The organism is Agrobacterium sp. 10MFCol1.1, assembly GCF_000381165.1.
Lineage (GTDB): Bacteria > Pseudomonadota > Alphaproteobacteria > Rhizobiales > Rhizobiaceae > Agrobacterium > Agrobacterium tumefaciens.
On record NZ_KB906083.1, the window covers coordinates 19,878 to 37,983 of the forward strand.

An 18,106-nucleotide genomic window follows, 5' to 3' on the forward strand; every position below is an offset into this window, starting at 1 on the left:
CCTTGGCGCGGGAGACCTCAATTCATTCTTTCACGGCGCCGACGCGCCGTGGCTGGATTCCTGTGACAAGCGCAGGAATGAGGGGTGGATTTAAAACCCGCCCCGGCAGGCATCAAGCACCGCTGCCAACCATCGTGGCCACAACGGCAATAGCGACCTTCAGGCGCTGGCGCACCACGGAGCGGCCGAGCAGCGCCATCGAGTCAAACAGCGGCAGCGAGCGCGAGGAACCGGAGACGGCGACGAAGAGCGGCGGCGTGACGACGCGCAGTTTCTTGCCCGTGCGTTCGGCAATGTCGCGCAGCTCGGCCTCGATGGCTTCAACGTTCCAATCAGGCATTTTTTCCAGATCGGTGGCAACCGTGGTGAGGATTTCGTGGATTTCCTCGGGTTTGCTTTTGAGACCGGCAAAGGAGGCGGGCGTCAGGCCAACGTCGCTCGAAAGCAGGAAGCCGGCAAGGTTTGGCAATTCGCCGAGCTTGGAAATGCGGCTCTGGGCAAGCTTCAGGCCTTCGGTCAGGCGGGAATTTTCCATCGCCCATTCCAGCGTGCGGGCAATGAAGTCCTCAGGCGTGAGCTTTTCGCGCAGCCAGCGGCCGTTCAGCCAGTCCAGCTTCTGGATATCGAAGATGGCGCCGGCCTTGGAAAGTGCTTCCGGATCGAACTTCGCGGCCAGCTCTTCCATGGTCAGCAGCTCTTCGCCTTCGGCGATCTGGATGAAGAACAGGCCGAGGAAGTTCATCAGCGCTTCCGGCAGGTAGCCGAGCGCGGAATAATAGGAGATCGACGTCGGGTTCTTGCGCTTGGAAAGCTTCGATTTGTCGGCGTTGCGCATCAGCGAAAGATGCATGAACGTCGGCTGGTCCCAGCCGAAATAACGGTAAAGCAGGATGTGCTTGGGCACTGAAGCCAGCCACTCTTCGCCGCGCGCCACATGGGTGATCTTCATCAGATGGTCGTCGATGACGTTTGCCATGTGATAGGTCGGCATGCCGTCGGCCTTGATCAGCACCTGCATGTCAACCGAATCCCAGGGGATCGAGACATCGCCGTAAACGCCGTCATGGAAATCGCACGAACCTTCGGTCGGGATTTTCATGCGCACGACGTTGGCTTCGCCGGCGGCGACGCGGGTGGTCACTTCTTCAGCCTTCAGGTGGAGGCAGAGACCGTCATATTTTGGCGGCTTGCCAGCGGCGCGCTGCGCTTCGCGCATCTGCTCAAGCCGCTCGGGCGTGCAGAAACAACGGAAGGCATGGCCTTTTTCCAGCAATTCTTCGGCATAGGGCCAGTACATCGGCTTGCGCTCGGACTGGCGGTAGGGACCGTAGGGGCCACCGACGTCAGGGCCTTCCGACCAGGTGAGGCCGGTCCAGCGCAGCGCCTCCAGAACCTTCTGCTCATATTCCAGCGTCGAGCGGGTGGCGTCGGTATCCTCGATGCGCAGGATGAACTCGCCGCCGTGTTTCTTGGCGAAGAGATAGTTGAACAGCGCGATGTAAGCGGTGCCGACATGCGGCTCGCCGGTGGGGGAAGGTGCGATGCGGACGCGAACGCCGGAAGTGGTCATGAAATTCACTCGTCGTGACGGGGTGGTGACATCGGGGCGGCTTCACCCTTCTATCACGAAGTTTTCGTTTGAATGCGGCGGGAAAGGGTGCGGAAAGGCGTGTTGAACGCACTTTTGCATATTTCCGTTCGGCATCGGCTTAGGCCATATTATGCCGCAGGCGTCAAGGAAATATGGCGCTTGCGCTGTCTTCGCCCGGACGTAAACCGCCCCTAATTCACCGGCCAGACATAAAGCAGCATCGGAATGCTGGCAATGACGATCATGATCGACAGCGGCAGTCCAAGGCGCGGATAATCGCTGAAGCGATAACCGCCCGGACCCATGACCAGCGTGTTGCACTGGTGGCCGATAGGCGTGAGGAAATCGCAGCCGGCGCCGATCGCCACCGCCATCAGAAAGGCCTCCGGCCGAAAGCCGAGCGTGGTGGCGAAACCGGCGGCGATGGGTGCCATGACCAGCACGGTTGCAGCATTGTTGAGGAAGGGCGTTACCGCCATGGCAGTCAACAGGATCATGCCGAGTGCTGCGAAGGGCGGCAGTCCTTGTGCGGCGTGGCCGAGCCAGGCGGCGATCAGCTCGCTGGCGCCGCTGGTGCGCAGACTGTCGCTGACGGGAATGAGGGCGGCGAGCATGACGAGGATCGGCCCGTCGATCGATTTATAGACTTCGGTGAGCGGTATCGCGCCGACGACGATCATCAGGAAGGCAGCGGCGAAAAAGGCGACGGATACCGGCACCAGCCCGCTGCCGGCGGCAATCATGGCCGCGGCAAGCACGATGACGGGCAACAGCGCGCGGCGCTGCACTCCAAGCAGGATTTCCCGCTGCGCCAGGGGCAGCAGCGAAAATTCCTGCAATACCTGTGGCAGGTTCTTGCGGCTGCCCTGCAGGAGAATGACGTCGCCTGCCTGCAAGGTCAGGTCGGAGAGCCGCTGGCTGACGCGCTGGCCGCGACGGCTGACTGCAATCAGATTGACGCCGCGGGTGTAGGATAGCGCCAGTTCGCGCGCGGAAATCCCGTTGAGAACGGATTCGTTGCTGATAACCGCTTCCATGGAAATAAGGTCGGCGGTCTTCTGGCCGTTCTCGGTGAGCGGCTTGCCTGACAGCAGCAGCTTGGCCTGCGAGACGATGCGGTCGAGGCCCTCCGGGTTGCCTTCGAGAAGAATGGTGTCGCCCGGCTTCAGATTGACATCGGGGAAGGGGGAGATACGCCGGGGTCCGCGCAGGATCGTGCTGGCGATTACGTCGCCATCCGCCTGTTTCAACAGCTCCCGCAGCGGCTTGTCGGCGTATGTGCTGTCGGCGGGAAGCGTCGCCTCGGCGGTGTAGGCTGACTGGTCCAGAATATCTTCCATCGATGCCTGCTGGCGGTTGCGCACCGGCAGCAGGCGGTAACCGAAGGTCAGGAAGATGATGCCGATCACGGTCAGCCCGGCACCGACCGGGGTGAAATCGAACATCGAGAAGCTCTGCCCGGTCATTTCCTCACGCAGCCTGGAAACGACGATGTTGGGCGAGGTGCCGATCTGCGTCATGAGCCCGCCCAGAAGGGCGGCGAAGGCCATGGGCATCAGATAATAGGAAACAGGGCTGCCGGATTTGCGGGCGAACTGGAAAGCAACCGGCATCATGATGGCAAGCGCGCCGATGTTCTTGATGAAGGCCGACATGATGGCGACGACGATCATCAGAAAGGCCAGTTGCAGGGTTTTGGAGTGCATCTCCGGGAAATATTTCTTGATCGTCATATCGACGACCCCTGAACGCGCCACGGCCGAACTGACGATCAGCGCGCTGCCGACGATGATGACGATATCGTCCGAGAAACCGGAGAACGCCTTGTCGAAAGGCACGACCCCAACCGCCACCGCCACCAGCAACGCGCTGCACGCGACCACATCATAGCGGAACCTGTCCCATATGAACGCGACCATCATGCCGGCGATCACGGTAAAGGCGAGGATCTGGTCGGTCGTCATGCTTGCTTATGCTTTCGAAGGAGAGACGGCGGGACGGACTCTTCCGGTAGGGATGTCGAAGAACGCGAGGCGGGGTGAAGCGGTTCCGGAGTGGCCGGCGCGTTCCACACGTTCGCGTCATACCGGCCATGAGCCGGAATCCAGCCGCCGCGCGTCGGCGCGGCGGAAAGTGTTCAGCCCAAGGGCTTGGGCTGAAGGGATGCCGGATCAGGTCCGGCATGACGGTCAGGGCAATCAGTGCGGTTTGGCCGCCTGTGCTTTCTTGCGCTGTCTGGCGTTACGCGCCAGCATGTTGAGCAGTTCCACCAGCGCCGAAAACGCCATGGCGGCATAGACGTAGCCCTTGGGAACATGGAAGCCCATGCCTTCGGCGATCAGGGTCGTGCCGATCATCATCAGGAAGGCGAGTGCCAGCATGACGATGGTGGGGTTGCGCTCGATAAAGTTGGCGAGCGGCGTTGCGGCGAGCAGCATCACGGCAACGGCAAAGATCACGGCCACGATCATGATCGGCAGATGCGGTGTCATGCCAACGGCGGTGATGATGCTGTCCACAGAGAACACGAGGTCGAGCAGCAGGATCTGGCCGATGGCGGCGCCGAAATTCATCGCAACCGGGCCGCCCACCATGTCTTCCTTGTGATCTTCAGGATCGACATTGTGGTGGATTTCCTTGGTGGCCTTCCACATCAGGAAGAGACCGCCGGCGATGAGGATCATGTCCTTCCACGAGAAGGCGTGGCCGAAGATTTCGAAGACCGGCGTGGTGAGCTGCACGATCCAGGCCACAGTGCCGAGAAGGCCGAGACGCATGATCAAGGCAAGCCCGATGCCGATCTTGCGGGCTTTTTCGCGCTGTTCAGGCGGAAGCTTGTTGGTGAGGATCGAGATGAAGATCAGGTTGTCGATGCCAAGCACGACCTCCATGACGATCAGGGTGACCAGCGCCACCCAGGCAGCGGGGTCGGACAGAAGAGGGAGAACGGACTCCATCAGGGAATTTTTCCTTTCAGCAACAAGGCCACCCGAAACATTCGGTTCGTGGAATTTATAGCGCAATACGCGAGAAACAAGGAGACCGCGCCTGTGATAGGCAAGATTTCATCGAAATTTCGCGCAAACCGCGTATCAGGCCCCGTGCCGTTGCCGGTCCGGTCGCCCGTTGCTGAATGTTTTCAGGCCTTGTCGGTTCCGTAAGCCGCCATGAACACCATGATGGCGCTGTCGATCACCCGGTCCAGCTCCTCTTCGGGAACCGGACCTTCGAGTTCTCCGAACAGGCGCAGCTTGAAGAAAGTGCCCGTGGAAAGCTCGATATATTGCCGGGCGGCAAGTTCGACGTCATCGACCTTGAGATGGCCGAGCGAGACCTGATGCTCGATGAAATCCTGAAGAACGGTGCGCACGTTGTTGGGTGCTGCGATGAAGAAACGCTGCGCCAGCTTCGGCATGCGGTCGATGACGCCGATCACCGAGCGCATGGCCGGTATCATTTCGGAGCAGATCATCTTGTTGGCGAAGGCCTTGCCGAACTGTTTCAGGCCGTCGCGCACCTCTTCGGTGCCGGCCAGAATGTTGCGCATGGAGGTCGCGAATTCCTGCCGGTGATGATCGACAAGGGCGGCGAACAGGTCTTCCTTGTTGGAGAAATAGACATAGATCGTTCCCTTGGAAACGCCGGCTTCCCGCGTGATGTCGTTCATGCTGGCGGCATCGAAGCCCTTGCGCTTGAACACGCGCCAGGCGCCGGCAACAATCTGCTCACGCTTGGCCGGGTCTTCGCCCGCAGCAAAACGCCCGGCGGGGTTTCCCGGACAGCCCGTTTCGGTTTCCGTCTCCATATCCATGTCTTCACCTGCCATCGTTACCGGTTCCTAGCACTGCAATGGCGTAAAAAAAATTAACCGAACGTCGAACCAATCAGTTCGATTACACTTGATATGTGTCAGGAAAGGGATTATGTCAATCGAACCGAACGGTTCAGTTCGAAAAACTTTCTTCAATTTATCACGGTACAATCTCATGTCGGCCCAGAAGAATAGCGCGGTTCGCGCCGTCAACGATGCGGAAGAGGCGGACGTTTCCGCCAAGGCTGAGACCTCTCCGGCAAAGCCGGTGGAGGCCCCGCCGCAACAGCCGCCACAGACAATTGCCGCACCGAAGAAGAAGAAGCGTTCGCCGCTTCTGCCGATCTTTGCGATCGCCCTTCTCGCCGGCGCCGGCTGGTACGGTTATAACTGGTGGATCGACGGTCGCTTCATGGTTTCGACGGATGACGCCTATATACAGGGTGATATCGCGGTCATCGCGCCCAAGGTTTCGGGTTACATCGCCAAGGTGAACGTTGTCGAAAACCAGGAAGTCAAGGCGGGTGATCCGCTGGTTACTCTGGATGACGGCGACTATCGCATCGCGCTTGAACAGGCCGACGCGCAGATTCGCACCGAGGAACTGTCGCTGAAGCGCATCGACGCGCAGATCATCGGTGGCGAGGCAGCGCAGGAACAGGCCGTTGCCCAGAAGGGCGCTCTGGATGCGGCGCTTCGCGGTGCGGAAATCACCCAGAAGCGCGCCACCGAATTGCAGGCGAAGGATGTCGGCACCGTTGCCGCTTCCGATAGCGCGCAGGTCGCGCTCGATCAGGCCAGGGCGAATGTCGTAGCCGGCGAGGCGGCGATCTCGTCCGCGAAAGCCAATGTCGAGCTTCTTCGCGCCCAGCGCGAGGAAGCCGAAAGCACCATCCGTTCGCTGCAACTTTCCAAGGACAAGGCGGCCCGCGATCTGGCCTTCACCGTGCTGAAAGCGCCTTATGACGGCGTTATCGGCAATCTGGCGGTGCAGACGGGCGATCTCGTTTCGGTCGGCAAGCGCCTTGCTTCGCTGGTGCCGTTGAACGAGCTTTATATCGACGCCAATTTCAAGGAAACGCAGCTGGCCCGCGTGGTGCCCGGTTCGAAGGTCCGCGTCCATGTGGATGCTTTCGACGACGAGACCATTGAAGGCACGGTCCAGTCGATCTCGCCCGGTTCCGGTTCGGTCTTCTCGATGCTGCCGCCGGAAAACGCCACGGGTAACTTCACCAAGGTCATCCAGCGCGTGCCGGTGCGTATCGTCTTCTCGAAGGAAGATCTCGCCAAGCACAATCTGCGTGCGGGCCTGAGCGTCGTCGTCGATGTGGATACCCGCACGGCGCCGGAAAACACGAAAACGGCGCACGTTAACCCATAGGCCAACCAGGGCGTCGTTGAGGGCAAGATCATGGCGGCTACGGTTGTCGGCACAGGCGGGGTATCTGTCCCCGTCGATCCACCCATGGACAAGCGCAGGCTCATCGCGTTCTTCGCGATGGTCTTCGGCATGTTCATGTCCATTCTCGATATTCAGATCGTCTCCGCCTCGCTTGCGGAAATCCAGGCAGGTCTCGGGGCGGGCTCCGACGAGATCGCCTGGGTGCAGACATCCTATCTGATCGCAGAAGTCATCATGATCCCTCTGTCGGGCACGCTGGCGCGCATCCTGTCCACGCGCGTGCTGTTTGCCACCTGCGCCGCCGGCTTCACCCTGTCGAGCGCGCTCTGCGCCACTGCGACCAATATCGACCAGATGATCGTCTACCGGGCGATCCAGGGCTTTATTGGCGGCGGCATGATCCCGTCGGTCTTTGCGGCCGCCTTCACCATTTTCCCGCCCTCCAAGCGTTCGGTCGTCTCGCCGATCATCGGTCTCGTCGCCACGCTTGCGCCCACCATCGGTCCCACGGTCGGCGGTTATCTTTCCAATGCCTTCTCCTGGCACTGGCTGTTCCTCGTCAACATCATTCCCGGCATCATTGTCACCATCCTGACATGGAGCCTGATCGATTTCGACAAGCCTGAAACCTCGCTCTGGAAGAAGTTCGACTGGTGGGGGCTGATCTCCATGGCCGTCTTCCTCGGCTCTCTGGAATACGTGCTGGAAGAGGGCAACAACAAGGACTGGTTCAACGACGAGCATATCGTCATCGGTTCGGTGGCCATGGTCATCGGTGCGGTGGTGTTCTTCTGGCGTGCCTTCAAGGTGGACTTCCCCGTTGTGGACATCCGCGCCTTTGCGGACCGAAATTTCTCCATCGGCTCGCTGTTTTCCTTCGTGATGGGCATAGGGCTTTACGGGCTGACCTATCTCTACCCGCTCTATCTCGGTCGCGTGCGCGGTTACGATGCGCTGATGATCGGCGAGACCATGTTCGTTTCCGGTCTTGCCATGTTCTTCACCGCGCCGATTGCCGGCAAGGTGTCCACCAAGCTCGATCCGCGCATCATGATGGCCATCGGCTTCATCAGCTTCGGTTGCGGCACGTGGATCATGACGCATGTGACCACCGACTGGGATTTCTATGAGCTGCTGATTCCGCAGGTCCTGCGCGGTTTCGGACTGATGATGTGCATGGTGCCGATCAACAACATCGCGCTCGGCACGCTTCCGCCCGCGCGCATCCGCAATGCCTCGGGCCTGTTCAACCTCACCCGCAACCTCGGCGGCGCGGTTGGCCTTGCCGTCATCAATACGCTGCTGTCGCAACGCACCGACGATCATTATGTGCGGCTGGCGGAACATGTCAGCTATTCCAATCCACAGGCGCTGGAGTGGCTGAACAATGTCGGCGCGAACTATGATTCCTACGGGCTGGACGGTGCTTCCGTCGCGATCAAGAAGCTGGTCGGCATGGTCTCGCAGCAGGCGTGGATACTCGCCTTTGCGGATGTGTTCTTCGCGCTGACGCTGCTGTTTGGCAGCCTGATCTTCATGACCGTGCTGATCCAGAAACCCAAGGCAGCGCCGCCACCAGACGCGGCGCACTGAACAAAATCCCCTCCCATCCACCGCAGAGCTGGGGCCGTCGGAAATGACGGCCCCTTTTTTGTCTGTTTCGCGATACTTTTCCGTCATGCCGTCCTTGAGCCGGTATCCAGTAAGCCCAAGTCCTTGATCCAGGGCTGAAATGACGGAAGTTGTTGGTCAGCCCCGATATTCTGCAGCCTGTTGATTTTATTGATGTGTCTAAATCCTTGGGAAAAGCCGAGGGATGACGCCGGGCAAAGGCGCGTACCGGCAGTTCAGAGATGGAAATAAAGCGAAATCATCATCTTGCTGAAAATGTGAGGTACGTACATCATTTTTCGGTTTACGACGGCGGCAAAGCTGGATATTCAAATGGCACGGGAGGAAACATGAAGCCGACAGTTCACGATATCGCCGAGCGGGCGGGTGTCAGCCTTGCCACCATCGACCGGGTGCTGAACATGCGCCCCGGCGTTCACGCCGCTACTCGAGCGCGGGTAGAGGCGGCGATTGCCGAGCTCGGTTATGTGCGCGATATCGCCGCCGCCAATTTGGCCAAGGGTCGCAATTATTCACTGGTCTTCATCCTTCCCGGCAACGACAATTCCTTCATGGCGACGCTGCGAGCCGAAGTTCGTGCCGCAGCCGCCCGCGCCCATCTGGAGCGCACGGCGATCCGCGTTATCGAGGTGCCGCCCTTCAATGCCGCGGCACTGACGGAGGCGCTGGAAGTCGCGCGGCGGGAAAAGCCGTCGGGCGTCGCCTTCGTCGCCACCGATTCTGAGGATGTTGCTGAAGCCGCAGACCGGCTGGCCGAAGATGGCATCGCCACCGTCACGCTGGTTTCCGATCTCTCCGGTTCGCGCCGCGACCATTATGCCGGTGTCGACAACGTTGCGGCCGGGCGCACGGCGGCTAGCCTCATGGGGCGCTTCCTGTCCGGGCGCGGCGGCGATATTGCGGTCGTTGCCGGCTCCATGCTGGTGCGCGACCATCGCGAACGCCTAGACGGCTTTCGATCCGTCATCGAAAGCGAATTTCCGGACCTGCGACTATTGCCGGTCCTCGAAGGCCGGGACGATCCCGTCACCGTCGAGGCGCTGGTCACCAAGGCGCTTGCGAGCGACGCGCTGTCCGGCATCTACAGTCTCGGCGCCGGTAATCGTGGCCTCATCCGGGCGCTCAGAGCGTCATCGGGCGAAAGGTCGCCATCCGTCATCGCCCATGAGCTCACCGAAAACACGGCCAATGCGCTGCGGGAAGGCGTGCTCGATGCCGTGCTCAACCAGGATGCAGGGCATGAGGTGCGCAGCGCCATTCGCGTGTTGAAAGCGCGCGCGGATGGTCTCGCTGTCATTGCCGCGCAGGAGCGTATCCGTATCGACATATTCCTCAGGGACAATCTGCCCTGAGGAGAGCATTTCCAGGAAAAGTGGCCGCCGGTTTTCCGTCCGGAAATGCGGTGACCCTTAAAACCGCTGAAGTGGCGCAAGGAGCGCCGGAATGGAGAATTACATGTATCTCGGTCTCGATCTTGGAACATCCGGTGTCAAAGCCCTGCTGATGGACGGCGATCAGAAGATCGTCGGCTCGGCCAACGGCTCGCTGGAGGTCTCGCGCCCGCATCACGGCTGGTCGGAACAGGACCCGGCGGACTGGATCGCCGCCACGAAAACCGCAGTCGAAGGTCTGAAGCAGAAGTTTGCGAAGGAACTCGCTGCCGTGAAAGGTATCGGCCTTTCCGGCCAGATGCATGGCGCGACGCTGATAGACGCGAGCGGCAATGTGCTGCGGCCGTGCATTCTGTGGAACGACACGCGCTCCTATGCCGAGGCTGCCGAACTCGATGCCGATCCGCGCTTCCGCAAGATCACCGGCAACATCGTATTCCCAGGCTTTACCGCACCGAAACTGGCTTGGGTCGCGAAGAACGAACCTGAAATCTTCGCAAAGGTGGCCAAGGTACTGCTGCCGAAGGATTACCTGCGACTGTGGCTGACGGGTGAATATATCTCGGAAATGTCGGATTCCGCCGGCACATCGTGGCTGGATACCGGTGCGCGCAAATGGTCTGCCGATCTTCTGGCGGCGACCGGCCTTGAAGAAAAACACATGCCGTCGCTGGTTGAAGGCACCGAGGAGGCAGGTGTGCTGCGTGCCGAGCTCGCCTCGCAATGGGGCATTGTGGGCAAGGCCGTGGTGGCCGGCGGTGCGGGTGACAATGCCGCTTCCGCCTGCGGCATGGGCACGGTGAAAGAGGGCCACGCGTTCGTTTCGCTCGGCACTTCCGGCGTGTTGTTTGCCGCCAACGCCTCCTATCTGCCGAAGCCGGAAAGCGCCGTACACGCGTTCTGCCACGCGCTTCCCAACACATGGCACCAGATGGGCGTCATCCTGTCCGCTACCGATGCACTCAACTGGTATTCGCGCCTCACCGGCAAGTCCGCAGCCGAACTGACGGGTGAACTGGGCGACGAGCTTCTGGCGCCGAGCGGCGTCACTTTCGCACCCTATCTTTCCGGCGAGCGCACGCCGCATAACGATGCCGCCATTCGCGGCTCTTTCATTGGCCTTTCGCATGAAAGTGACCGCAGGGCGCTGACGCAGGCCGTGCTGGAAGGCGTGACTTTCGCCATCCGTGACAATCTCGAGGCGCTGAAGTCGGCCGGCACCTCCATCTCCCGCGTCACCGCCATCGGCGGCGGTTCGCGCTCGGCCTATTGGCTGGCCTCGATCGCGACTTCGCTCGGTGTGCCCGTGGATATTCCGGCCGAGGGCGATTTCGGCGCCGCTTTCGGCGCCGCCCGCCTCGGTCTCATCGCTGCAACAGGTGCAGATCCGGTTGCAGTCTGCACGCAGCCGGAAACGGCGCGGACGATCGAGCCGGTGGTGGCGCTTGGCGATGCTTATGAGGAGGCTTACCAGCGGTATCACGCGCTTTATCCCGCTATTCGGCCGCTTTCGCATTGAGGTTTTGCGTGCGCCGTTCACCCCTCTCTGCCCTGCCGTGCATTTCCCCCACAGTGGGGAGATCGACAAGCGGCTAGGTCACGTCCTCCTGTGAGGTCGCGATCGAAGCGATTGAGCGCAACTTGCTGATCTCCCTCCTTGTGGGGGAGATGTCCGGTACGACAGAGGGGGGTAAGCGGCCCGCGCAGACCCCGAATTTTGAACACCATCTAAACCCACCCCAGAGGAGGAACCATCTAATGAGCACAGGCTTCTTCGGCGATATCGCCAAGATTAAATATGAAGGCCCCGACAGCACCAACCCGCTCGCCTTCCGCCATTACAACCCCGACGAGATCGTTGCCGGAAAGCGTATGGAAGATCACCTGCGCTTTGCCGTGGCTTACTGGCACACCTTCACCTGGCCGGGCGGCGACCCATTCGGTGGGCAGACGTTCCAGCGTCCGTGGTTTGAAGACACCATGCAGGCCGCCAAGCTGAAGGCCGATGTCGCCTTTGAATTCTTCTCGCTGCTCGGTTCGCCGTTCTATTGCTTCCACGACGCCGATGTGCGCCCGGAAGGCAGGAACTTTGCCGAAAACACCAGGAACCTCAACGAGATCGTCGACTACTTCGCGCAGAAGCAGGCTGATACCGGCGTAAAGCTTCTGTGGGGCACGGCGAACCTGTTCTCCAACCGCCGCTTCATGTCGGGTGCCGCGACCAATCCGGACCCGGATGTCTTCGCATTCTCGGCTGCAACGGTGAAGACCTGCATGGATGCCACCAAGAAGCTCGGCGGCGCCAATTACGTACTATGGGGCGGTCGTGAAGGTTACGAAACGCTGCTCAATACCGATCTTTCGCGCGAGCTGGACCAGCTCGGCCGCTTCCTCAATCTGGTTGTGGAATACAAATACAAGATCGGTTTCGAAGGCACGATCCTGATCGAGCCAAAGCCGCAAGAGCCGACCAAGCACCAGTACGACTACGACGTCGCAACCGTTTATGCGTTCCTGCAGAAGAACGGTCTCGAAAAGGAAGTGAAGGTCAATATCGAGCAGGGTCACGCCATCCTCGCCGGCCATTCCTTCGAACACGAACTGGCCATGGCCAATGCCTTCGGCATTTTCGGCTCCATCGACATGAACCGCAACGATTACCAGTCTGGCTGGGATACCGACCAGTTCCCCAACAACGTACCTGAAATGGCGCTGGCCTATTACCACGTACTGGCCGGCGGCGGCTTCACCAATGGCGGCACCAACTTCGATTCCAAGCTGCGTCGCCAGTCGCTCGATCCGCAGGACCTGCTGATCGGCCATATCGGCGGCATGGATTGCTGCGCCCGCGGTCTGAAGGCGGCGGCGAAGATGATCGAGGACGGCGCGCTGTCGAAGCCGCTTTCGGAGCGTTACGCGAAGTGGGACGCACCTGAAGCCCAGAAGATGTTGCGCGGCGAGCTGAAGCTCGAAGAAATCGCAGCGCTGGTCGAGCGCCAGGATATCAACCCCGAGCCGAAGTCCGGTCGTCAGGAATATCTGGAGAACGTCGTCAATCGTTACGTTTGACGGGCTGGTACGTTCATAAACAAAGGACGGGGGAGCATCCCCCGTCTAGAGGCTGGTTAAAGCCGCAAAACCTCTCCTCCGTCATCCTCGCGACACGCCCGAGGATGACGTCGTATCTGCGGTGTACGGCCCCCGTGCGGTCTCCGGGCCCGATGCTGCAGATAACATTCCATAAAATGAGACTAAGAAGGTTGCGATAGCCGGATTAGAGGGCATGCTCGCCGTCTGCTGCCAAAGGCGAGAACATTTCCGCGCCACCCCTCCTTTCTTTCCAGTCACTTACCGCAAAACCTTTCCCCGCATGTCCCCACCCGTCCATTTTGCTGCATCATTCCCCTGCAACCGGAACGGAAGGGCGATACGCGCGGCGCCTTTCGCGGACCGGCTGCCGGCATCGACAAGCGTGGTTCTGGCAAACCGCGTTCCGGAAAGGCGTCCCGCAATTGCCAGCAGCGGGAAGGGCCGATCCGGTAGGTGTCGTGAAAAGTCTGTCACCGATGGACCGGCATTCCGGTCGAACAAGGCGTGGCCCGGCAGATGCAAGACTTTCCACCACACTCAACTCCCATCCGCATTTGCCGGGCTGTCGTTTCTCCCGCCGCCGGGAAACCGTTGCGGCGACTTTCGTGTACCTAAAGCGCTTTGGATATCTTAACCGCGCTGCTGAAACGTTGCAGATTTTGCGTGCCTGCGGCTGTACCTCATTGCTGACTTGGTCTAAACCGCTCTCCATCTTTTGACGCTCGATGGATGACGAAAGGGCCTATCCGATGACCGATCACAAAGCGCTTGCAGCCCGTTTCCCCGGCGATTTCCTGTTCGGCGTGGCGACCGCCTCGTTCCAGATCGAGGGTGCCACCAAGGTTGACGGCCGCAAGCCATCCATCTGGGATGCCTTCTGCAACATGCCGGGCCATGTCTTCGGGCGCCACAATGGCGACGTTGCCTGCGATCACTATAATCGCTGGGAGGATGATCTCGATCTCATCAAGGAAATGGGTGTCGAGGCCTATCGTTTCTCCATTGCCTGGCCGCGCATCATTCCCGATGGATTCGGTCCGATCAACGAGAAGGGGCTGGATTTCTACGACCGCCTCGTCGATGGCTGCAAGGCGCGCGGCATCAAGACCTATGCGACGCTTTACCATTGGGACCTGCCGCTGACACTGATGGGCGACGGCGGCTGGGCCTCGCGTTCCACCGCCCATGCCTTCCAGCGTTACGCCAAGACCGTCATGGCACGGCTGGGCGACCGGCTGGATGCGGTGGCGACCTTCAATGAACCCTGGTGTGCGGTCTGGCTCAGCCATCTCTATGGCATTCATGCGCCGGGCGAGCGCAACATGGATGCAGCCCTTGCGGCCATGCACCACATCAACCTTGCCCATGGTTTCGGCGTCGAGGCGTCCCGCCATGTTGCGCCCAAGGTGCCGGTCGGACTGGTGCTGAACGCCCATTCCGTCATCCCGGCCTCCGATAGCGACGCCGACATGAAGGCAGCTGAACGGGCATTCCAGTTCCACAACGGCGCGTTTTTCGATCCGGTCTTCAAGGGCGAATATCCGGCCGAAATGATGGAGGCCCTGGGCAGCCGCTTGCCGGTGGTGGAGGCGGAAGACCTGTCCATCATCAGCCAGAAGCTCGACTGGTGGGGCCTGAATTATTATACACCGATGCGCGTTGCCGACGACGCCACCGAAGGTGCGGAATTCCCTGCCACCAAACCAGCCCCGGCCGTCAGCGATGTCAAGACCGATATCGGCTGGGAAGTCTATGCGCCGGCGCTGCACTCGCTGGTGGAGACGCTCTACGAGCGCTACGAGCTGCCCGATTGCTACATCACCGAAAATGGCGCTTGCTACAATATGGGTGTCGAAAACGGCGAGGTGGATGATCAACCCCGTCTTGACTATTACGCCGAACATCTTGGTATCGTTGCTGATCTGGTGAAGGACGGTTACCCCATGCGGGGTTACTTCGCCTGGAGCCTGATGGACAATTTCGAATGGGCGGAAGGGTACCGCATGCGCTTTGGCCTCGTTCACGTGGATTACGAAACGCAGGTTCGTACGCTGAAGAACAGCGGCAAATGGTACAGCGCGCTGGCATCGGGTTTTCCGAAGGGGAACCACGGTGTGATGAAGGAGTGAGGCTTTCTCCCTCATCCCTATGCTTGTCACAGGGATCCAGCCGCCCCAAGTCCTCGGGCTGGGATGAGTATTTGCGCCACGCAGACGCTTGTCGGCTTGATTCCTGTGACAAGTACAGGAATGAGGGTGGAGAGGCTGGCTCGTGTGTGAACTTTACCTGCCGTATTCCTCACCAGGAAAGTACACGATCGCTCTCCCCAATAAAGTTCTTCCACCTTACTATCAGTTTTCCAAACTTTTTTGCCAGTTACCCGGCGGTGCCTGCTTGCGCCTGCCATCCTGTCTCCTATGTCAGGCAGGCTACGCAGACGTAGCGCCTGCTGCTGCCTCATCCGGAGCGGTGCGGGCTGGTCCTCCCAGGGAAAACGAACATGCTTATCGAAAAACTCAACTGGCGTTATGCCACCAAGAAAATGGATCCTTCCAAGACTGTTGCGGAAGACAAGGTCGAGCGCATCGTCGAAGCCGCCCGGCTGGCGCCGACTTCCAGCGGGTTGCAGCCGTTCGAAGTCATTGTCGTTACCGATCCGGAAGTGCGCGCAAAGATCCGCGAGATCGCCTGGAACCAGGCGCAGGTGACTGAAGGCTCGCATCTTCTGGTGTTTGCGGCGTGGGATAACTACACGCAAGAGCGGATCAACCATATGTTCGATCTGGTCAACGAAGAGCGTGGCGTCAAGAACGAGGGCTGGGAAGCGTATCGTCAGAAGCTTCTCTCCTCCTATCCGCAGCGTGATGAGCAGGTGAATTTCGAACACGCAGCCCGTCAGGCCTATATTGGTTTCGGCATGGCGGTGGCGCAGGCTGCTTTCGAGGGTGTGGATTCCACACCGATGGAAGGTTTCGATCCGGCCAAGCTGGATGAAATCCTCGGCCTGCGTGAAAAGGGCCTGCGCTCCGTCACTATCCTGCCGCTCGGATACCGCGAGCCGGAAGGCGACTGGCTGGTGAACCTGAAGAAGGTCCGCCGCCCGCTTGAGGAATTCGTCAGCCGCGTCTGATTTTCACGCACTCGCGAAGTCTTGACTGCCGCAGGGCCGCACAGACGGCTTTGCGGTAGATTTTTTCTCTGATTTCAGATAATTGAAAAATCATCCCTGTTAAAAGATGGCGCCTGCGGGCAAGTATGCGCCATCGAATTGCCGATCCCCGGCATTTCTGAGTGAAAGCCTGACGAAATGACCCGGAAAATCAGCTGTCATCGAATGTGCCGGAAGGCTGCATGAAGAGAGCGGTTCAGCACCGCAACAGGATTTTTTGAGACCCGATCCGTCAAGAGTTTTCGCAGAGTTCCCAATGAGTTTTTCATCCAACGCGACATCGCTCGCGCGCGCACCGCAGACTGCCAAGGACGCGATGGTCACGTTTGAAGGCGTGACCAAGACCTTTGGCGGCAGCGATGGCAAGCCGGGCTTCGCAGCCCTCGCCGGCATTGATTATGTCGTGCCGAAGGGTTCCATCACCGGCATCATCGGCCGCTCTGGTGCCGGCAAATCCACCCTCATCCGCCTCGCCAACGGCCTTGAAAAACCGTCGTCCGGCCGGGTGGTCGTCGACGGCGTCGATGTTGCCGCCCTTGATGAGAAGAGTCTGAGGACCCTTCGCCGTTCCGTCGGCATGATCTTCCAGCACTTCAATCTCCTGTCGTCGCGCACCGCTTTCGACAACGTGGCGCTGCCGCTAGAAATTGCCGGTCTCGGTAAAAAAGAGATCGAAACGCGGGTAACGCCGCTGCTCGAACTCGTTGGCCTTTCCGACAAGGCGAAGCGTTATCCGGCGGAACTGTCGGGTGGGCAGAAGCAGCGTGTCGGCATCGCCCGCGCGCTTGCGACGCAACCCAAGCTGCTGTTGTCGGACGAGGCGACGTCCGCGCTCGATCCGGAGACGACCCAGTCCATCCTTGAACTCCTGAAGCGGATCAATGCCGAACTTGGGCTGACAGTGCTGCTCATCACCCACGAGATGGAGGTGGTGAAGACCATCGCCTCGCAGGTCGCCGTCATCGACAGGGGCCTGATCGTGGAGGAGGGGCGCACCTTCGATATTTTCACCGCGCCGAAACACGAGACGACCCGCAGCCTGCTGTCGTCCTCGGTCGGGGTTAAGCTGCCGCACTGGGTTACATCAGGGTTGAAGCCGGAAGCCGCGGAGGGTGACCGCGTTCTCGTGCGGCTGGTGTTCTTCGGCGAAACGGCATTCCAGCCGCTGACCGCGCGTCTTGTTGCGGAAATCGGTCCTGACGTGAACATCCTTGCCGGCACCATCGAGGAAATTTCCGGCGAACCATTCGGCTCGCTGGTTGTGTCCTATCCGGCCACGGCGGAAACCACCGCCCGCGCCGGCCGCTTTTATACTGAGACCGGTCTTCACACGGAGGTGCTCGGTTATGTCGCCTGATATGCTTTTCAACCTTCTGTCGAAGGGTCTTCTGCAGACGCTGCACATGGTCGCGGTCGCCGGCATCGTCGGCTCCATCATCGGCGTGCCGATGGGCGTTTTCCTTGCCACCAGCGGCAAAGGCGAACTCTTCCCCGCGCCGATGACGAACCGCATCCTCGGCCTTGTCGTCAATGCGGCGCGCTCCACGCCCTTCATCATTCTGGTGGTGGCGATCATTCCCTTTACGCGGCTGGTCGCCGGCACTTCCATCGGCACCAGTGCGGCCATCGTGCCGCTGACGGTTGCCACCGTGCCTTTCATCGCGCGGTTGGTGGAAGCGGCGATCCGCGAGGTCGACAAGGGCCTGATCGAAGCGGCCCGCGCCATGGGCGCAACACCGTTGCAGATCGTCACCAAGGTCCTGCTTGCGGAAGCAAAGCCGGGCATCACGCTGGCGCTTACCCTCACGCTCGTCAGCCTCATCGGTTATTCGGCCATGGTCGGTGCTGTCGGCGGCGGCGGGCTGGGTGATCTCGGCATTCGCTACGGCTACCAGCGCTTCATGCCTGACGTGATGCTGGTCGTGGTGCTGGTGCTGATCGTGCTCGTACAGCTCGTGCAGAGCGCCGGCGACCGGCTTGCCCGCAGCTTCGACAAGCGCACCCGCAAGAACTGATAAAA

At 60.2% G+C, this 18,106-nt stretch carries 13 protein-coding genes; 9 read left to right on the forward strand and 4 right to left on the reverse strand.

The features are described 5' to 3' along the window. Positions 1–112: 112 nt before the first annotated feature. The 4 genes from gltX to F617_RS0123570 all read right to left on the reverse strand — a co-directional run bounded on the left by gltX (position 113) and on the right by F617_RS0123570 (position 5,417). Positions 113–1,570 carry a glutamate--tRNA ligase gene (gene gltX, locus F617_RS0123555; protein ID WP_013762321.1) on the reverse strand — a complete coding sequence of 486 codons (1,458 nt, stop codon included), beginning with the start codon at positions 1,568–1,570 and terminating at the stop codon, positions 113–115. 212 nt (positions 1,571–1,782) lie between these two features. Then, positions 1,783–3,555, reverse strand: a complete 1,773-nt coding sequence (locus tag F617_RS0123560; protein ID WP_003516208.1) for an SLC13 family permease — start codon at positions 3,553–3,555, stop codon at positions 1,783–1,785. 234 nt (positions 3,556–3,789) lie between these two features. After that, positions 3,790–4,548, reverse strand: a complete 759-nt coding sequence (locus tag F617_RS0123565; protein ID WP_003516210.1) for a TerC family protein — start codon at positions 4,546–4,548, stop codon at positions 3,790–3,792. Between the two features lie 182 nt (positions 4,549–4,730). Next, entirely contained in the window at positions 4,731–5,417 is a 687-nt protein-coding gene (locus F617_RS0123570) for a TetR/AcrR family transcriptional regulator (protein ID WP_003516212.1), read from the reverse strand. Positions 5,418–5,577: 160 nt separating this feature from the next. Between F617_RS0123570 and F617_RS0123575 the strand changes: the two genes are divergently transcribed. The 9 genes from F617_RS0123575 to F617_RS0123620 all read left to right on the forward strand — a co-directional run bounded on the left by F617_RS0123575 (position 5,578) and on the right by F617_RS0123620 (position 18,101). Continuing rightward, positions 5,578–6,783 (forward strand): HlyD family secretion protein, encoded by a 1,206-nt coding sequence (locus F617_RS0123575; protein ID WP_019566960.1) that lies wholly within the window; start codon positions 5,578–5,580, stop codon positions 6,781–6,783. Positions 6,784–6,813: 30 nt separating this feature from the next. Next, positions 6,814–8,397, forward strand: coding sequence for a DHA2 family efflux MFS transporter permease subunit (locus F617_RS0123580; protein ID WP_013762324.1), 1,584 nt, complete (start codon positions 6,814–6,816; stop codon positions 8,395–8,397). A 368-nt stretch (positions 8,398–8,765) separates the two neighbouring features. Then, entirely contained in the window at positions 8,766–9,788 is a 1,023-nt protein-coding gene (locus F617_RS0123585; RefSeq protein WP_013762325.1) for a LacI family DNA-binding transcriptional regulator, read from the forward strand. A 103-nt stretch (positions 9,789–9,891) separates the two neighbouring features. Further along, positions 9,892–11,346: a xylulokinase gene (xylB, locus tag F617_RS0123590; RefSeq protein WP_019566962.1), complete on the forward strand. Its 1,455-nt coding sequence runs from the start codon at positions 9,892–9,894 to the stop codon at positions 11,344–11,346. A gap of 239 nt (positions 11,347–11,585) precedes the next feature. After that, positions 11,586–12,896: a xylose isomerase gene (gene xylA, locus F617_RS0123595; protein WP_003516221.1), complete on the forward strand. Its 1,311-nt coding sequence runs from the start codon at positions 11,586–11,588 to the stop codon at positions 12,894–12,896. Positions 12,897–13,666: 770 nt separating this feature from the next. Continuing rightward, positions 13,667–15,046, forward strand: coding sequence for a GH1 family beta-glucosidase (locus F617_RS0123605; protein ID WP_026331041.1), 1,380 nt, complete (start codon positions 13,667–13,669; stop codon positions 15,044–15,046). A gap of 371 nt (positions 15,047–15,417) precedes the next feature. After that, the gene (locus tag F617_RS0123610) at positions 15,418–16,047 is read left to right on the forward strand and encodes an NAD(P)H-dependent oxidoreductase (RefSeq protein ID WP_003516226.1); all 630 of its coding nucleotides are present in this window, start codon (positions 15,418–15,420) and stop codon (positions 16,045–16,047) included. 295 nt (positions 16,048–16,342) lie between these two features. Continuing rightward, complete coding sequence (locus F617_RS0123615; protein WP_003516228.1) at positions 16,343–17,443, forward strand: methionine ABC transporter ATP-binding protein; 1,101 nt, start codon at positions 16,343–16,345, stop codon at positions 17,441–17,443. Continuing rightward, complete coding sequence (locus tag F617_RS0123620; RefSeq protein WP_003516230.1) at positions 17,433–18,101, forward strand: methionine ABC transporter permease; 669 nt, start codon at positions 17,433–17,435, stop codon at positions 18,099–18,101. Before F617_RS0123615 ends, F617_RS0123620 begins: the two co-directional genes overlap by 11 nt. Positions 18,102–18,106 lie beyond the last annotated feature (5 nt).